This is a genomic window from Macellibacteroides fermentans (assembly GCF_013409575.1).
In the GTDB taxonomy this organism is placed as follows: domain Bacteria; phylum Bacteroidota; class Bacteroidia; order Bacteroidales; family Tannerellaceae; genus Macellibacteroides; species Macellibacteroides fermentans.
Genome location: NZ_JACCCY010000002.1, coordinates 745,888 through 762,981 on the forward strand (window position 1 = coordinate 745,888; position 17,094 = coordinate 762,981).

11 protein-coding genes are annotated in these 17,094 nt (G+C 42.4%); 8 read left to right on the forward strand and 3 right to left on the reverse strand.

Annotated features, from left to right (window positions below):
* Positions 1–2,490: a ferrous iron transport protein B gene (feoB, locus tag F5613_RS08080; protein ID WP_179399367.1), complete on the reverse strand. Its 2,490-nt coding sequence runs from the start codon at positions 2,488–2,490 to the stop codon at positions 1–3.
* Positions 2,491–2,679: 189 nt separating this feature from the next.
* Here feoB and F5613_RS08085 point away from each other — a divergent pair, with 189 nt between their 5' ends.
* From F5613_RS08085 to F5613_RS08095, 3 genes are read left to right on the forward strand one after another with little or no spacing between them, the layout of a single operon-like run.
* Positions 2,680–3,429: a hypothetical protein gene (locus F5613_RS08085; RefSeq protein WP_179399368.1), complete on the forward strand. Its 750-nt coding sequence runs from the start codon at positions 2,680–2,682 to the stop codon at positions 3,427–3,429.
* Positions 3,404–3,781: a GtrA family protein gene (locus F5613_RS08090; RefSeq protein ID WP_079681970.1), complete on the forward strand. Its 378-nt coding sequence runs from the start codon at positions 3,404–3,406 to the stop codon at positions 3,779–3,781. Before F5613_RS08085 ends, F5613_RS08090 begins: the two co-directional genes overlap by 26 nt.
* 5 nt (positions 3,782–3,786) lie before the next feature.
* Positions 3,787–4,773 (forward strand): glycosyltransferase family 2 protein, encoded by a 987-nt coding sequence (locus tag F5613_RS08095; RefSeq protein WP_179399369.1) that lies wholly within the window; start codon positions 3,787–3,789, stop codon positions 4,771–4,773.
* On the opposite strand, the gene corA is transcribed toward F5613_RS08095, so the two are convergent.
* Both corA and F5613_RS08105 read right to left on the reverse strand, forming a co-directional pair.
* Complete coding sequence (corA, locus tag F5613_RS08100) at positions 4,715–5,788, reverse strand: magnesium/cobalt transporter CorA (protein WP_179399370.1); 1,074 nt, start codon at positions 5,786–5,788, stop codon at positions 4,715–4,717. The two genes, F5613_RS08095 and corA, sit on opposite strands and share 59 nt — an antisense overlap.
* Positions 5,789–5,800: 12 nt before the next feature.
* Positions 5,801–8,281 (reverse strand): endonuclease MutS2, encoded by a 2,481-nt coding sequence (locus F5613_RS08105; RefSeq protein ID WP_179399371.1) that lies wholly within the window; start codon positions 8,279–8,281, stop codon positions 5,801–5,803.
* Positions 8,282–8,627: 346 nt separating this feature from the next.
* Between F5613_RS08105 and F5613_RS08110 the strand changes: the two genes are divergently transcribed.
* From F5613_RS08110 to F5613_RS08130, 5 genes are read left to right on the forward strand one after another with little or no spacing between them, the layout of a single operon-like run.
* A complete protein-coding gene (locus tag F5613_RS08110) occupies positions 8,628–9,443 on the forward strand; it encodes an IclR family transcriptional regulator (protein ID WP_179399372.1) in 816 nt (271 codons plus the stop codon).
* A 44-nt stretch (positions 9,444–9,487) separates the two neighbouring features.
* On the forward strand, positions 9,488–11,218 hold the full coding sequence (locus tag F5613_RS08115) for a YVTN family beta-propeller repeat-containing protein (RefSeq protein ID WP_394353458.1): 1,731 nt from the start codon (positions 9,488–9,490) through the stop codon (positions 11,216–11,218).
* Positions 11,219–11,227: 9 nt separating this feature from the next.
* On the forward strand, positions 11,228–12,325 hold the full coding sequence (locus F5613_RS08120) for a RidA family protein (protein ID WP_179399559.1): 1,098 nt from the start codon (positions 11,228–11,230) through the stop codon (positions 12,323–12,325).
* A gap of 31 nt (positions 12,326–12,356) precedes the next feature.
* Complete coding sequence (locus F5613_RS08125) at positions 12,357–13,082, forward strand: cupin domain-containing protein (protein WP_079681976.1); 726 nt, start codon at positions 12,357–12,359, stop codon at positions 13,080–13,082.
* Between the two features lie 32 nt (positions 13,083–13,114).
* Positions 13,115–17,092: an SUMF1/EgtB/PvdO family nonheme iron enzyme gene (locus F5613_RS08130; protein WP_179399374.1), complete on the forward strand. Its 3,978-nt coding sequence runs from the start codon at positions 13,115–13,117 to the stop codon at positions 17,090–17,092.
* Positions 17,093–17,094: the final 2 nt, after the last annotated feature.

A 17,094-nucleotide genomic window follows, 5' to 3' on the forward strand; every position in this document is an offset into this window, starting at 1 on the left:
TTAATTAATCAGGTTCAAAAGGATTGAGCCAAGTTGATATACTGTAAAGGATACTACCCAAGCTAAGGTACATGTATAAACTATTACAAATACTCCCCATTTCCATGATTTGGATTCGTTTACAATGGCAATTACCGTTGCAACGCAGGGGAAGTAAATGAGAACAAACAACATCATGCTGAGTGCTACAAGAGGGGTGAAGACTGGATTTCCCTCTTTGTCTTTATCCGCCTGAAGTCTCTCGGGAAGAGTCTGACTGTCTTCCGAATCGCCTGTATATAAAACACTTAATGTGCTTACCACCACCTCTTTGGCTGCCATGCCGGAAAGCAGACTCACGCTTATTTTCCAGTCGAAGCCCAAAGGGGCAAGAGCGGGTTGTATAGCTTGTCCGATACGTCCGATATAGGAGTTTTGCTGGTGTTCCATATTTTTGAGACGATTAAGCTCGGTAACAGTCTCCGTCTTTTCTTTTTCAGAAAGCGTATTGCTGCTGTTTACATGCTCAATCTGGGATTCATAGATCTTACCTTGTTCTGTTTCGCGTGGGAAATATCCCAGAAACCAGATTAGAATCGAGGCGATCAGAATAATTCCTCCCATCTTGTGAAGGTATTGTTTGGCCTTTTCCCACATGTGTATCAAAATTGACTTACTGGTGGGCATTCGATAGGGGGGGAGTTCCATTACAAAAGGAACATCTTCCTTGCTGAACAGGAATCGCTTGAATAACTTAGCCACAATAACCGCCAAAAGGATACCCGACGAATACATCAGAAGCAATACAGTGCTGGCATTTTCTGCAAAGAATGCTCCGGTAAGTAGTACATAAACTGGTAGGCGGGCACTGCAGCTCATCAGCGGGTTAATCAACATGGTTATCATCCGGCTGTTTCTGCTCTCGATGGTGCGGGTTGCCATAATTGCGGGCACATTGCACCCGAATCCCATAACAAGGGGGATAAAAGACTTTCCGTGGAGGCCCATCTTGTGCATAATCTTATCCATGATAAAGGCGGCTCGTGCCATATAGCCCGAATCTTCCATGAAGGATATAAACAGATACAGGATGAGGATGTTGGGCAGGAATACAATCACGCCACCTACACCTCCGATTATTCCATCTACCAGAAGGTCTTTCAATGGACCTTCGGGCATGAAATTGCGAACAAAGTTTCCGATTTGCTCCACTCCCCATTCAATCCATTGCATGGGGTATTCGCCAAGCTTGAATGTAGCTTCAAACATGAACCACATGAAAAAGATAAATATGGGGAACCCTAGTACTTTATGGGTTACAAAAAGGTCGATAATTTGTGTACTGCTTACCTCTTTTATTTTGTTCGCTACGAATGTTTCGCGTAGTGCACCTGAAATAAAACCGTATCGGGCATTGGTAAGAGCCGTCTCCGTATCTTCCTTTAACATCTCTTCCAGCTGCTGGGAGTATTGGTTGCAGGTTTCCAGAATGGGTTTCGTTTCGGGTAATGATTGTACGTATTGTTTTACCTCCTTGTCGTTTTCAAGTAATTTGATGGCAAGGTAACGTTTGGAATAGGTTTTGTCGACCGTACCATTCCGCTTTAACATTTTACGCAGGGCATTGATATACTTTTCGAGGGTGTCACCGTAATTTACATGTACATGCCTTAAAATCGGATCCGTCTCTTCGTAAACAGAAATAACCCGGTTAAACAGAGCTTCGATACCGAAACCCGTTTTACTGATGGTTGGAATAATAGGCACGCCAATCATACCCGCCAACGATTCGTGATCAAACTTGTTGCCGCTTTTCTCCAGGTCGTCGTACATATTCAGTGCAATCACCATCCGTACATCCATGTCGATCAACTGGGTGGTGAGGTAAAGGTTTCGTTCCAGATTGGAAGCATCAACCACATTGATCACTACATCGGGTTGTTCCTGAACAAGATGTCTGCGTACATAGAGTTCTTCGGGCGTATAGGCCGATAAAGAGTAGGTTCCAGGAAGGTCTACAATCCGGAAGGTATATCCGTTTTGAGTGAAAACCCCTTCTTTGGCATCTACAGTCACACCGCTGTAATTCCCTACGTGTTCATGTGCACCCGAGGCAAAATTAAAGAGGGATGTTTTTCCGCAGTTCGGATTTCCAATCAGGGCGACATTGATTATTTTGCCTTTGTTCAACGCAAGAGCTTCAAGTTCGTTATCCTGATAAAAGCCGGAGTCGGCATCCGGACTTTCCGTATATTGCTGTGCTGTATTTGTTAAATGTGCGAATTCTGTTTCACTAACCACTTCAATCAGGGCGGCATCGCTTCGTCTGAGTGATACGTCGTATCCCATCACCTTATAGTGAATCGGATCTTTAAGTGGGGCATTTTGTATTACATCCACCATTTTACCGCGGATGAATCCCATTTCTATGATGCGTTTACGGAATGCTCCGCGCCCCATCACTTTTACAATAACCCCTTTTTCGCCTGTTCGTAGTTCTGATAGTCTCATGTCTGTTATATCTTTCGCAAAGGTAAATGTAAATATAGTTCCTATCAATACCGATTAGTAGGTATTTTAACCGGTAATATCACTCAATTCGTTCTGCAAAGGGCGTCTGCGACTTGTTTTTGTGCAAATAAAATATAACTTTGCATAAGTTTGGTTTGTTTTCTAAATGAATACTAAATAGACAGGCGTATGAATGAGAAGGATGATATGTTTAAAAAGTTTCACGATTCTTTTAAGGAAATGCAAGGTCACTTTCATATTTTGGAGGAGCGTGTACCTGTTGAACGCCAGGTAGAATACTTTAAGTATTCTGACAGATTGAAACAGAATGCCCGCCCGATAGAAGAAGATGAATTTGAGTTGCTTGACGGATGGCTTACTGAGCCCGAACTTACTGATGAGAATAGAAAGTTTGCTCTTACCAGACTGGCCATCTCCCATAACATTAAAGCTTACCGTGCTTTGGAGAAATATGTTCAGTCGCCCGACTCGAAACTTAAAGATTGGGCCCATCTGGCATTGATGGAGAGTAGAATTACCCTCGAATCTGAACTTTCTGAAGAAAAGCAGATATATATTTCGACCGGTTTGGGCGGAAAAAACGAAAAACTTCGTTTCTTTGTACTCTTGCAGGCAGCAGATAAAAAACCTTTTGAAGCTTACCAGCGCCAGGTTATTGAGCGGGAGTTTGCCTTTTATCTTGAAAAGGCGGATTGCGAGATAGAACAGCTGGATATAAAGGATAGATACGGAATTTTACTGTTTCTGTTACCCATCCGAACGGATATTAAAGCTTTGTTGGATGCAACTATTGCAGAGTGTAACCAGTTTGGTAATTTTTTATCTGAAGTGTATACGGTGACAAACGTAAAGGAGCTGTCTGAAGAAGAGATAATCGCTATTATAGATAGGAATGGAAACGTTAAAGCAAGCCATTAGATATGGAGTTGTGGGGTTGAGTAATACCCTGATTACTGCCGTAGTAATATGGGTAATGATGAAAATGGCAGGTTGTTCGGATGTAGTATCCAACATCATCGGGTACACTGCCGGTGTTTTGAATAGTTTTGTATGGAATAAACGGTGGACTTTTAAAAGTTCGGTGGGTTGGACTCAGGGCGCAATTAAGTTTGGCGTTGTATTTGGTGTATGTTACCTTATGCAGCTGGGTTTGCTGCTTTATCTGAATAAGCATCTTACCATCGATTCCTATTATAACCAGTTGCTGGCGATGGCGTTTTATACGGTGATAAATTTTATCATGAATAAATACTATACATTCAAAGCATAGCACGAATGAAGAAACTCTCGATTATTGTTCCTTGTTACAATGAAGAGGCTGTTCTGGCTGAATCTTACAGGCGCACCAAAGAGGTGCTTAAGCAACTTACATGTCCCAGTGAAATCATTTATGTGAATGATGGAAGCAGGGATGCCACCCGATCCATTCTCGATGCTATTTCTGTGTCTGATCCGGATGTGAAAGTGATTCACTTTTCACGTAATTTTGGTCACCAACCTGCAGTTACTGCGGGTATACATCATTGTGATGCTGATCTGGCTGTTATTCTGGATGCAGATATGCAGGATCCTCCCGAGCTTATTCCGGATATCCTGGCCTTACAGGAAAAGGAAGAGGCCAATGTCGTTTTTTGTGTTCGTAAAAGTCGTGAAGGGGAAAGTAATTTTAAATTAATCACCTCCCGCCTTTTCTACCGTTTTATGAATCATATGAGTGAGGTTGCATTTCCTGTGGATACAGGCGACTTCCGGTTAATAGACCGTAAGGTGATGAATGAATTCAACCGGATGAAGGAACATGGAAAATATATCCGCGGATTAATCAGTTGGGTTGGATTTAAACAGATTCCTTTCTTTTATGAACGGGAGGCCCGGATTGCCGGAGAAACAAAATATCCTCTCAGCAAGATGTTGAAATTTGCCTCTAATGCGCTGCTCTATTTTTCCAAGAAGCCTTTGAAAATGGCTACGGGACTTGGATTTGCCGCCGTTTTAGTTGGTATAATCCTGGCTGTCTGGGTAACCGTAGGGAAAATAATAGGATATAGCAATGCCGAAACGGGGTGGACATCCATAATGACTGCCGTGGTGTTTTTTGGAGGCGTTCAACTACTTACCGTTGGAGTGCTGGGCCAATATATCGGCATATTATTTGACGAAATAAAGGCGCGTCCGGAATATATTGTAGATAATACAAAGAATTTCAATACCAATCCTTCCGTTTCATGTAAAGCCAGGTCAGAATCCCCGAAAGAAGCATAAGACCCCAGGCAATTAAATAACCGTATTGCCAGTTCAGCTCTGGCATCCATTTAAAATTCATTCCCCAAATTCCTGCCAGAAAGGTGAGGGGGATGAATATAGTGGAAACAACGGTGAGCCGCTTCATTATTGCATTCATACGCAGGTCGTTGTTGGAAATGTAAAGATCGACCAGTGAGGATATGATTTCCCTGCAACCCTCCATACTTTGTGTAACATATTGCAGTTGATCGTTTGCATCCCTGAATAATGGCAACGTGTCTTTGTTGATAAGCGGATTGTTTATAATCAATAATTTCCCGAATTGTTCTTTCAAGGGCAAGACGCTCTTTTTTATTGTCATATATTCCCGCCTTTTTCCCTGAATGATCTCTCCAAAGTTTAACTGGTTCTTTTTGATGTCCAGTAATTGTTCTTCCAGATCTTCCAGCATATCTTCGATACGCGAAGCTGAATCAACCAGACTTACCGTTACATGATTGAGCAGGAAGGCAAGCAAGGTATCAGCTTTTCTGTCGCATATGCCTAACAAGTTGTTTTGAAGTGCGCTTAATGTAGCGTCAAAAAGCGGACTGTTACTTTCGGTAAATGAGATTACGGCGTTCTTTGTAAGTATCAGGCTTAAATGTTCTTTGTGGAACTCACCGTTTGTATCGTAAAAGCAATCATTCAATATAATTAGCATATGATTGTCAAACACCTCTACCTTTACAATATGTTCGGGTGTAAGAATATCTTTGGCATCGAGATTATGCAATCCAAATTCCTTTACCATCGAGGTGATAAGTGAAGCCTCTGTTAAACCAGAAACGTGAATCCAACTCACGTATTTGCTATTTACCAAAGGAGCAAACAGGGTAAGGTCGGTGATGTCCTTAACTTCAAGCATTTCAGAATTGTATTGAACAAGTCTGATTCCTGTTTTTGTCTCCAACTCACCTGTATACGTATAACTGTCAGACAACCGGCGGTTGCTTCCCTTCTTTTTGCTATGTACTCTGCCTCGGTTTTTCATACTTTGATTGATTTAATCCAATTCAACTACGGTGATTCCCGCTCCTCCAAACTGAACATGCTCGTCCTGAAAATGATGAACACCGGGAACCGTTTTAAGATAGTCCCTGATAATTTGTCGCAAGGCTCCGGTCCCTGTTCCATGTAATATTCTTACTCTGCCGGCACCTACCTGAATGGCGTCGTCTATAAAATAGATTACGCTTTGTAATGCCTCGTCTCCGCGCATACCTCTGACATCAATCTCTTGTCTGAAATTCAATTTCTTTTCATGCATGTCATCGGTAGTCTGCGTACTTATGAAGGTACTTTTCTGTATCTCTTTTTTTATCTGGTTCTTGCTTACCTTCTCAAGAAGTTCAATCTTTACGGTACTTTTAATCATTCCAAAGGCTACAGAGGCCTGTTTGCCGTTAATCTCCAGTACGGTTCCATGTGTAGTCTGACCTTTCAGTCGTACACTGTCGCCGGTTTCGATCACTTCCCTGTTAAATTGCGGTTTGGCAAGCGGCTGACCAGTTTGCTTCTGTTTTTTCTTTTCCTGACGCTCTTTCAGCTTGGCCATTTTGATGGCTATGCTATCGTTGGCATCTTCTTGCGATAAAACGGACTCTTTAAACTCATCAAGGGCCTTACGTGCCATCCGGGTACGTTCTTTTTCGGCCTGTGCCTCTTTGATTTCCCGAATGGTGTTCTCAATTTTGGCATTAGCCTCGGCCATTATACGTTGTGCCTCTGCTTTGGCTGTCCGCATAATCTCTTTACGCTGCTTATTTACCTCTTCAAGATCCTGCTGGTAACGGGCTGTAATTTCTTCCAGTTTTTTTTCCTGCTGACGGATGTTCTGCCGTTTTCCTTCCCAATAACGTTTGTCTCGCACAATATCCTGCAAATATTTGTCCATATCAATGTATTCCGAACCAACTTTGGACGAGGCTTCGGCAATCACATCTTCCGGTAATCCTATCTTTCGGGCTATTTCAATGGCAAAGGAGCTTCCCGGATTGCCAATGGAAAGTTTGAAAAGAGGCTGCATCAGATGTCGGTCGTACAGCATGGCTCCATTAACGATTCCCGGTGTATCTTCGGCAAAGTGTTTCAAGTTTTGATAGTGGGTGGTGATAACTCCGTAACTACCGTTGCGGTTAAAACGATCCAGCAATGCTTCTGCAATAGCTCCACCGATCTGAGGTTCGGTTCCACTTCCGAACTCATCAATCAGAATGATAGTCTTTTCATCGCAATTCCGTACGAAGTGTTTCATATTGGTTAGGTGCGAGCTGTAGGTACTAAGATCGTTCTCGATGGATTGCTCGTCGCCGATATCGATGAATATGCTTTTAAATATTCCGGTACGCGAACTTTCGTGAATCGGAATAAGTAATCCGCATTGCAACATATATTGAAGAAGTCCCACTGTTTTCAGACAGACAGATTTTCCTCCTGCATTGGGCCCGGATATGATGAGTATTCTTTTATCTGTATTTAATTCGATGTCCAGAGGGATTACCTCTTTGTGTTGTTTTTGCAGAGACAGATATAACAACGGGTGAATGGCACGTGCCCAATCCACTTGTTGTTTGTCTTCAACGATGGGTCTGATACCTTTTATCTGATCTGCAAAAAGGGCTTTGGCTCGTATAAAATCGATTTCCGCCATAAATTCGTACGAATATAGAATATCCGGAACCATGGGTCTAACCAGATTAGTAAATTCAGTCAGTATACGGATTATTTCACGACGCTCGTCACCTTCAAGCTCGCGGATGCGGTTGTTGGCTTCCACCACTTCGGCAGGTTCAATAAATACGGTTCGGCCACTTGCGGACTCATCATGCACAATACCTCTGATCTTTCTTTTAAAGGCAGGAGCGACGGGAATAACCAATCGGCCGTCTCGCATGGTAGGAGTTACATCTTTGTCAACAACCCCTTCTGATTGTGCGGCGCGGAGAATGGACTGCAGACTTTTTGAAATACCGCTCATTGTGACGGTTATCTCTCTCCGGATCTGCATGAGAACAGGAGATGCATTGTCTTTCACCCTGCCATATTTATCAAGGATACTATCAATTTTTCCTACTAACTGAGGAAACACCAGCACATCGCCAGCCAGCCGGGTGAGTGCGGGGTAAAGGATCTCGTCGGATTCGCTGTTTCCAGGATGGAAAAAACGGACAATATCATTGATGGTCTGTAATGATCGCTTTAAGTCGTATAACTCTTTTTCGTCCAGATAGGTTCCTTCCGGTCGGATCCGTTTGAGTGAATAACGTACATCAAAGAAATAACTGGATGGAAATTCTTTATCACCATGTAAGATTCTCACAAATTCTTCGGTTTGGGCAAGACGGTTACTTACAGTGTCCATTTCGGATTCAAATCCCATATCAATAACCCTTTCCTGTCCAAGAGGGCTCAGACACTTGTCACTAATAAGCTGACGAACTTTGTCGAAGCCTGTTTTCTGCTCAAAATTTTGAGGATATATCACCTTGTATACTAGTTATATTATGCTTAATCTTTTTTGCCGAAACAAAACAACTGATATTGATTTTGTAAAGTTTCGGGAACCTGCTTAGGTAGGGCAAAATTACATAAAATAATCGGATTCGTGATTAACATACTATTTATTGCTGCGGCGTGTTTTCTTTCCGTCCTGAATTAATATCTTTGCATACGCAGATTATTCTACAACAGTTTATGAATGGGCGTCTGACTTGATTCTATCTTATTAATGTTATGTTACATAACATACTTAACGAAATTTTACAAATAACGTATATAATTATTAAAAGACACGTTTATATTTGATTCAAATCTGAAACATTATTTCAAATATGGAAAGTGTCAATCCAAATATGGAAAAAGCAGAAGAAAATTACAAGGTGCCGAATCTCGAAAAGGGGATTGCGGTTATGGAGTATCTTTCGCTTCGTTCTCAGGGAGATACCCTGCAGGCTATTAAGGATACACTTGATATTTCGCAGACTACCGCTTATCGTATATTAAATACGCTTGTGCGGCTGGATTATCTTACCTACAACGAGGATACGAAGCGCTATAAGTTATCGCGTAAATTGCTTACACTTGGTTTTAGAGCGTTGAATGAGCATAATCTGCTCGAAACGGTTTTGCCCCGCTTAAGGGATTTGCGTGATTTGGTAAGTGAAACAGCTTGTTTCGGCGTTTTAGGCAACGAAAAGGGAATTTTTATCGAACAGGCTCAGGGACATCATACATTCAGATTTATGTTATCGCCTGGTAAACCGTTCGAATTGCATTGTTCCGCCCCGGGCAAAGCCATTATGGCTTATTTGCCTAACACAGTGCGCGACCGTTATTTGACTTACATGGCTTTCGAACGTTTTAATAACAGAACTATAATATCGAAAGATGAATACCTGGCAGAGCTTGATACAGTACGCAAAACAGGTATTGCTATGGATAATGAAGAGGAAATGACCGGCGTAATTTGTATTGGAGCTCCTATATTTAACTACACCGGATATCCTTGCGGAGCCATCTGGATATCGGGCCCCAAAGACAGACTGACGAAAGACGTTATACGTTCCTCTTCCGGCCATATAAAAAGAATTGCTCAACTTATTTCGTTCGAACTTGGCTATAGCCGATTGTTAACAGAAAACAGATAAACATGAAATACACACACATATACAAGAGGATTATAGGATTGACAATGGCCTGCTTTGTTTCAATGATGGCAGCGGCTGGTAATCCTCCATTATTTTCAACCGGTATTGCTCAAACGGATAAAGGTGAATTGCTTTTTACGCAGAAGAATCTTAAAAGATTGGATGTGTTTTCCCGGGACGGTTCCAGCTTATTACGTTCAATCAGTTTAGATGATGAGCCGACCGGGCTGACTGTTGATGATGCTAAAGCGTATGTAACTACATTTAAAAAGGCCGGTAAGCTTCAGATTGTTTCATTGGAATCAGCTAAAGTCGAAGCAACGGTTCCTGTAGGCTCAGGTGCATGTTATCCTTTACTTAGTGCTGATAAAAAGAAGTTGTATGTATGCAATCAATTCTCTAACATCGTTTCTGAAATTGACTTACTTACAAGAAAAGTTGTCCGCACAGCCAATGTGTTGCGAGAACCTAAATCGGCCGTAATAAGCAAGGATGGCCGGTATATGTTCGTTGCTAATTTCCTTCCCCAACAACGTGCCGACGTAGATATAGTAGCTGCTTGCGTGTCTGTAATCGATATGAAGAAATTCACTAAGATTAAAGATATAAAATTGGCAAGCGGAAGCAATGCCCTGCATTCCATATGTATAACTCCCGATGGAAAGTATGTGTATGTATCGCATAACCTGGGACGGTTTACTGTTCCGACATCGCAGCTTCAGCAGGGATGGATGAATACGAGTGCTTTCAGTGTAATCGATGTAGCCGCACTTTCTTATGTAGGTTCTGTAGTTGTAGACGAGCCCGAAAAAGGGGCCGGAGGTATCTGGAATCTTGCATGTACGGAAAAAAATTTATTTGTGATTCATTCAGGGACACATGAGGTGAGTGTGATTGACCATCCGGCTTTGCGAAAGAAGCTTGAAAGTTATCCACAAAAAGAAAACCTGAGTTACGACCTGCATTTTTTATATGGCATACGTAAACGTGTGCAGCTGGAAGGAAACGGTCCCCGACTTCTTTATTTAAGAGGAAATGAGTTGCTTGTTCCTACCTATTTTGCCGATGTTCTCAATAAAGTTGATATTAATACCTTGTCGGTGACTTCCGTAAATATGAATCCCGGCAGAGTGGAGTCAAAAGAGAATGCGGGTGAACGTTTTTTTAACGATGCAACCCAATGTTTCCAGGGTTGGCAATCTTGTAACGGATGTCATCCGGGAGATGCAAGAACCGATGGGATGAATTGGGATCTTATGAATGATGGAGTAGGAAATGCTAAGAATTGCAAAAGTATGCTGTATTCGCATGTAACGGCTCCAAGCATGATTTCAGGTATTCGGGAAACAGCCGAATGGGCTGTAAGGGCTGGTTTCAAGTTTATTCAGTTTTACGATGTTCAGGAAGAGAATGCACAATGTGTGGATGCGTACCTGAAATCGCTCCGACCGGTTCCGAGTCCCCTGCTTGTCAATGGAGGATTAAGTGAGAAAGCCAAAGAAGGACTTAAAGTCTTTGAGAAACTTCAGTGCGGAGAATGTCATAGCGGTCCATACTTCACAGACCAGAAAATGCATCGCATTGGCGAAAATGTAGAATTTGAAAAAGGCTGGGATACCCCGACACTTATTGAAGTATGGCGTACAGCCCCCTATTTGTTTGATGGAAGAGCCGCAACAATGCAAGAAGTATTTGAGGTTCACAAACATGGTATTGATAAAAAAATATCAAAAAAGGAAATTGAAGCATTAACGGAGTATGTAAACTCCTTATAATCTGTTATGATGAATTATTGCGATAAAATACAATATAGAATACTTTCTGCCGAATGTGCCGGATTTGAAGAGATGGTAGATACCCTGTTATCCGGACTTCCTGCAGATGAGAAGATACTCCGGTTGGTGTTTATTGGTATGCCACAATCCAACGAAATATACGATCTGAGAAGAAAGATTATTTATGAAAAAGTTAAAGCATATTTCGGCGAGCATTGTCCGTCTTTAAGTTATGTGGCTCAACCTCCTTTGCGTGGGGCGCTGCTGCTTGAGATTCATAGTTATAAAAGCGACGCTAAAGATGCTGTTTATTATAGGTCAGTTGATGGAATGCCTTATGTAATTGTAGATAATGAGGAGGGACGTTTTCTTTTTGGAGGTGGTTTTCAGGCTGATTTTTTAAATGAGAGTATTGAAGAACAATCTGAAGCTGTATTCCATCAGATAGATCGTTTACTTATAAAGGAAGGTTTTCCGATAAACAGTATTGTACGTCAGTGGAATTACATTGAAAGAATAACCGAAAGTAAAGACGATTATCAGAACTATCAGGCATTTAACGATGCCAGAGCTGCTTTTTACGAAAAGACAACCTGGCCAGAGGGTTATCCGGCAGCAACAGGGATAGGTACTGATTGGGGGGGGATTGTCGTAGATCTGGATGCAGTAATCTTAAAAAAGGAAAATTGCTCGGTCTTGCCCATAGACAATAAATTGCAGGTCGCTGCCCATGCATATTCGGAGCGGGTGCTTGCTGTAAGCCACAAACAAAAGGCAACGCCAAAATTTGAAAGGGCAAAACTGCTCTCGATTGAAGATAAAGGGTTGATTTATATATCTGGCACGGCAGCTATCCGTGGAGAGGAGAGCCTGAAGGAGGTCGGATTATCCCGGCAACTGGAGATCACCATGGAAAATATAGCCGAATTAATTGGAAATAAAGGGATCGTGTCTATGTTGCGTGTTTACCTAAAAGATAAATCTTTTGTACAAGAAGCAGAACAGTTGATGGATGCGTACAAGTTATCAGTTCCTGTATCGTATATGTGGGCCGATGTGTGCCGCGACGAGCTATTGATTGAAATAGAAGGAATTGCCAAGTGTTGATTTTATTATTTACAAATACATTTATAAGAAAATGAGAACAGAATTTAAATTAAAAACACTTGCCGTGGGACTTTTAGTCAGCTCCATGGTTGCTTGTACAGGAAAAACATCGGAAGACAACACGTCTTGTGCCGGAGATACTACATGTTGTAGTAAAGATTCAGTTTGTAATAAGAATAAAGAAATGACTTACACAAAAAAGTACACCAACGCCGATTTCTATAAAGACGGCAAGTTTGATCAGGAAGTTGCCATGAAGGCATTTAAAGACATGTTCGAGTTTTACGGAGTTCCATTCACCCCGCTGATGGAAAAAGATATGTGGGTGACCGACTTTGGTTTGGGCGATTTCGAGAATGTGGGTATGGGAGGTATATTCTGGGTGAATGATCAGGAACATGGCTATTTTGCTCACGAGATTTACCTGCTTCCAAGTCAGATGATTCCGGAACATGCACACATGAAAACCAAATTCCCCGCTAAATTTGAGTCATGGATGGTACAAAAAGGTATGTGCTATAACTTCTCTGCAGTAGGTGAAGAAACTCCCAATCCTCCTGCTTTGCCAGAAAGCCAGAAAGGATTTATTACCAGCAAGAATTTCGTAGTTCAACAAGCTGGTGAAATTGTTCACCTGAAGAAAATTGAAACGTTCCATTTCCTTATTGCCGGACCTGGCGGAGCTGTAGTTTCAGAATGGGCTTCTTACCACGACAATGCCGGATTACGTTTTACTAACACGAAGGCTTCATTATAATCCGGATATTCTAATACCATATTAATAAACGCATGGCTAACTTTAATAAATTAATAACACTTTTTCTGTCAGCATCATTTATAGTATCGGCTGCTCCTAAAAAAACGGAGTCCGATAACTGGATAGACGCCGCAGTAAAACAAAAAGCAGCCATCCGATCGCAACTGAACAGTGCAAAAATGCCTGTTCAGTCGGTCTGGATGAAAGCAGATATGAAGTCCGCACCAATTACGGCTTCTCTTGCCGGTCAGGACAAGCTGGTTCTGGTAACCACTGCCGGTCCCGACGGAAACGACTGGGATTGGGGAGTATGGGCGAATGCTAGTCTTGTAAAGAAAGACGGTTCGCGGGTGTGGCTGGACGAACTGGATCCTTCGTATGCCGTATCAGGATCTGGTCCGGTTGTTAAGAACAAGAACCTTTATAATGCTCCTCTTTCAATAGGAGGAGAAAAGTACGAACACGGGGTTTTGTGTCATGCCAATGGTGTGATGGTGTTCGACCTAAATAAAGAATTTGTACGTTTTGAAGCCGAAGTTGGTATCGACGACCAATCTGCGGTAGGTAGTGTCTATTTTAGAGTACTCAACGTATTTCCAAAAGAAGAAGCCAGACAATTGATGTCTCGCTTTCCCAACGATCTTCAACCTTTTGCGTCCTACGTGGACGGAACCGAAAACTGGCTTTCGGCAACCGATGCCTCTTTCGAGAAAGATGTAGTATTAAAATTGGCCGGCGAGCTGAAGAATAGTGCTTATTTTCTGCAAAAGGCAAAGCAAATAGAATCAGGTAAGAGCGTGGATGTTCAGATTAAGGAATATCTCCTTTTGTATGAACAAATGCATAAGATTCTTAAAATTCAGGCGGAGTTATCCTGGTTGAATATGGAAGCGGTTCGTCTGGCTTTCAATGACATGAAGAAAAGAAAAGGTTTCGATACAGCTAAATATCAGCCAATGATGAATGAACTTGAATCTTTGACTAAAAAAGGATTCGGAGGAATTTACATGGGCAATGAGTTGGCTGTGAACGAAGCAGAAAAAGCAATTTCTCTAAAAAGAGCTATTCTGCTTGGCAATCCGTTGCTGGATGCCGATAAAGTAATTGCTACCCGCTTCAAATTGGGATTAGGTGCACGTAAAGCCATGGCTCCCGGCTTAGGTACGCAGGCTAATAACTGGAGTAACCAGCAGTCTACCAGAAGAATGGGCTTTGATGCCGAAATTGTCGAAATTACCAATTTAAGAGGAGATCTGAAGCTTAAGACAGTCTACAAGCCTACTACTACGGCTTCCATCGCCGACCTAAAATTACACTGGGATGGAAAAAGAGTGATGTTCACTTCAATCATGCCCGATAAAAGATGGAATGTTTTCGAAGTAAAGCTGGATGGAACCGGTTGTAAGCCTTTGGTTGAGACTGTTGAACCTGATCTGGAATTTTACGACGGAACCTATCTTCCCGACGGTAGGATTATTGCTAATTCAAATATCGGTTATCAGGGAGTTCCATGTGTAAGCGGTGCCGATCCGGTAGGTAATATGGTTTTGTACACACCTAAGGATAAAGGATTGCGCAGACTTACCTTCGATCAGGATGCGAACTGGAATCCAGTAATCATGCACAACGGACGTGTAATGTATACCCGATGGGAATATACGGATCTTACGCACTACTTCTCGCGTATCATCATGCATATGAATCCGGATGGTACCGAAAACAAGGCTTTGTTTGGCAGTGGAGCAATGTTCCCGAACAGTACATTCGATATTCAACCCCTGCCCGGACATTCATCCGCTTTTGTAGGAATTATTTCCGGTCACCATGGAGTAGCCCGCTCGGGCAGGATCATTTTGTTTGATCCTTCGAAAGCAAGAAAAGGTGTAGAAGGTATGCTGCAGGAGATACCTTACCGGAACCGTCAGATTATCCCTGAAATTAAAGACGAACTGGTAAATGGCGTATGGCCTCAGTTTGTTAAGCCGATGCCTTTGGACGATTCTTATTATTTAGTGGCTGCAAAGTTGGATCCCAATGCTTTATGGGGTATTTACCTGGTCGACGTTTTCGATAATGTAACCTGTTTGGCACAATTTGAAGGTGAAGGATTTATTAGTCCGATGTTGGTACGTGAAACCGTGACGCCTCCTGCTATTCCAGATAGAGTGAAACTGAATGAAAAGGAATCTACCGTATTTATTCAGGATATCTATGAAGGCGAAGGACTGCGTGGTGTGCCCAGAGGTACGGTTAAATCCTTGCGACTTCACGGATACGAATATGCTTACCTGCAAACACAATCAGACCACGTAGCTCAGGGAATCCAGAGCGGATGGGATATTAAGCGTTTGTTGGGTACGGTTCCTGTAGAAGAAGATGGGTCTGTAATGTTTAAAATTCCGGCAAATACACCTGTTTCAATTCAACCCCTGGATGCCGAAGGGCGTGCCGTTCAATGGATGCGCAGCTGGTTTACCGGAATGCCCGGTGAAGTTGTTTCGTGTGTAGGATGTCACGAAGATCAGAATAAGATCCCGATGCCTAAAAAGGTGATGGCCTCTTCAAAAGCTCCGGCTAAGCTGAAGTTGCCCGAAGGCGGAGTACGTTCGTTCACATTTGATCTGGAAGTACAACCTGTGTTAGACAGAGCTTGTATCGCCTGTCATAATGGTGAGAAAAAGGCATTCGATTTACGCGGTGGTAAAAAAGATAAGCGTGGTTACGGTACATCGTATCTGAATTTACATCCCTACGTTCACCGTCAGGGTCCCGAGGCGGATATGATTGTTTTACAGCCTTACGAATATCATGCCAATACCAGCGAATTGATCCGTATCCTGAAAAAAGGACATTATAACGTTAAACTTACGGATGCGGAATGGAAATCACTGTATAACTGGATCGATTACAATGCTCCGGATAAAGGTTCGTTTGACGCTACCCGTCAGAATGGATTCGACCAGATTGCCCGTAGAATTGAGTTGGCCGACAAATACAATAACGCCGGTGTAGACTGGAAGTCAGAAATCGCCTCTTATGCTGAATACCTGAAAGGTAAAGGTGAAATCAAACCTGTAATGCCAGAGAAGGTTGCTCCGGCTAAAACAAAGGAGGTTAAGGTTAAAGGCTGGCCATTCGGTATGGATCAGATCAAAGCGATGCTTGCCAACGAAAAGCAACTGAAGAAAGAGGTTGTATTGGCTCCGGGAATTAAAATGACTTTTGTCCGTATTCCGGCGGGTCAGTTTGTAATGGGAGGCAATAAAGGTACGGCAGACCATCGCCCGGCTTCTAAAGTGAATATCGGAAAATCGTTCTGGATGGCTGAGGTTGAAGTTACCAATGCGCAATACAACGTAATTTTCCCGGAACATGATAGCCGTTATGTGGATCAGTTCTGGAAAGACCATACTCGTCCCGGATATGACGCAAACTTGCCCTATCAACCTGTAATCAGGGTAAGCTACGAGGATGCGATGTCTTATTGCAAGCAATTGAGTGAAAAGACCGGTCTTGCCATCACCCTGCCGACAGAGGCTCAATGGGAATGGGCATGTCGTGCCGGAAGCGAAAGCGATTTCTGGTTTGGTAATCTGAATTCAGATTTCAGTAAAAAAGAAAATATGGCCGATGCACAGCTTAATAAAATGGCCGTGAGTGGAATTGATCCGCAGCCTATGAGCAAGGAGAATCCCTGGTATAAGTACTATAGCTTCTTGCCTAAGGAGGAAAGTGTGGATGATGGAAACATGATTCAGACAGATTCCAAAAATTACGAAGCCAATCCTTTTGGATTGTTCAGTATGCATGGTAATATTGCGGAATGGACCAGATCATCCTATGTTCCCTATCCTTACAAGGATAAATCAAAAGTTTCTTCCGAATACAAAGTAGTAAGAGGAGGTTCATACATCGACCGTCCCAAATTCTCAACTTCTTACGAACGTAAAGCCTATTATCCGTGGCAACGCGTTCATAACGTAGGTTTCAGAGTAATTATTGAAGATTAAAT

Bases quoted from the DNA above. Each gene is read 5' to 3' on its own strand.
- feoB (WP_179399367.1), bottom strand. From the start codon at position 2,490: ATGAGACTATCAGAACTACGAACAGGCGAAAAAGGGGTTATTGTAAAA.
- F5613_RS08085 (WP_179399368.1), top strand. From the start codon at position 2,680: ATGAATGAGAAGGATGATATGTTTAAAAAGTTTCACGATTCTTTTAAG.
- F5613_RS08090 (WP_079681970.1), top strand. From the start codon at position 3,404: ATGGAAACGTTAAAGCAAGCCATTAGATATGGAGTTGTGGGGTTGAGT.
- F5613_RS08095 (WP_179399369.1), top strand. From the start codon at position 3,787: ATGAAGAAACTCTCGATTATTGTTCCTTGTTACAATGAAGAGGCTGTT.
- corA (WP_179399370.1), bottom strand. From the start codon at position 5,788: ATGAAAAACCGAGGCAGAGTACATAGCAAAAAGAAGGGAAGCAACCGC.
- F5613_RS08110 (WP_179399372.1), top strand. From the start codon at position 8,628: ATGGAAAGTGTCAATCCAAATATGGAAAAAGCAGAAGAAAATTACAAG.
- F5613_RS08115 (WP_394353458.1), top strand. From the start codon at position 9,488: ATGGCCTGCTTTGTTTCAATGATGGCAGCGGCTGGTAATCCTCCATTA.
- F5613_RS08120 (WP_179399559.1), top strand. From the start codon at position 11,228: ATGAATTATTGCGATAAAATACAATATAGAATACTTTCTGCCGAATGT.
- F5613_RS08125 (WP_079681976.1), top strand. From the start codon at position 12,357: ATGAGAACAGAATTTAAATTAAAAACACTTGCCGTGGGACTTTTAGTC.
- F5613_RS08130 (WP_179399374.1), top strand. From the start codon at position 13,115: ATGGCTAACTTTAATAAATTAATAACACTTTTTCTGTCAGCATCATTT.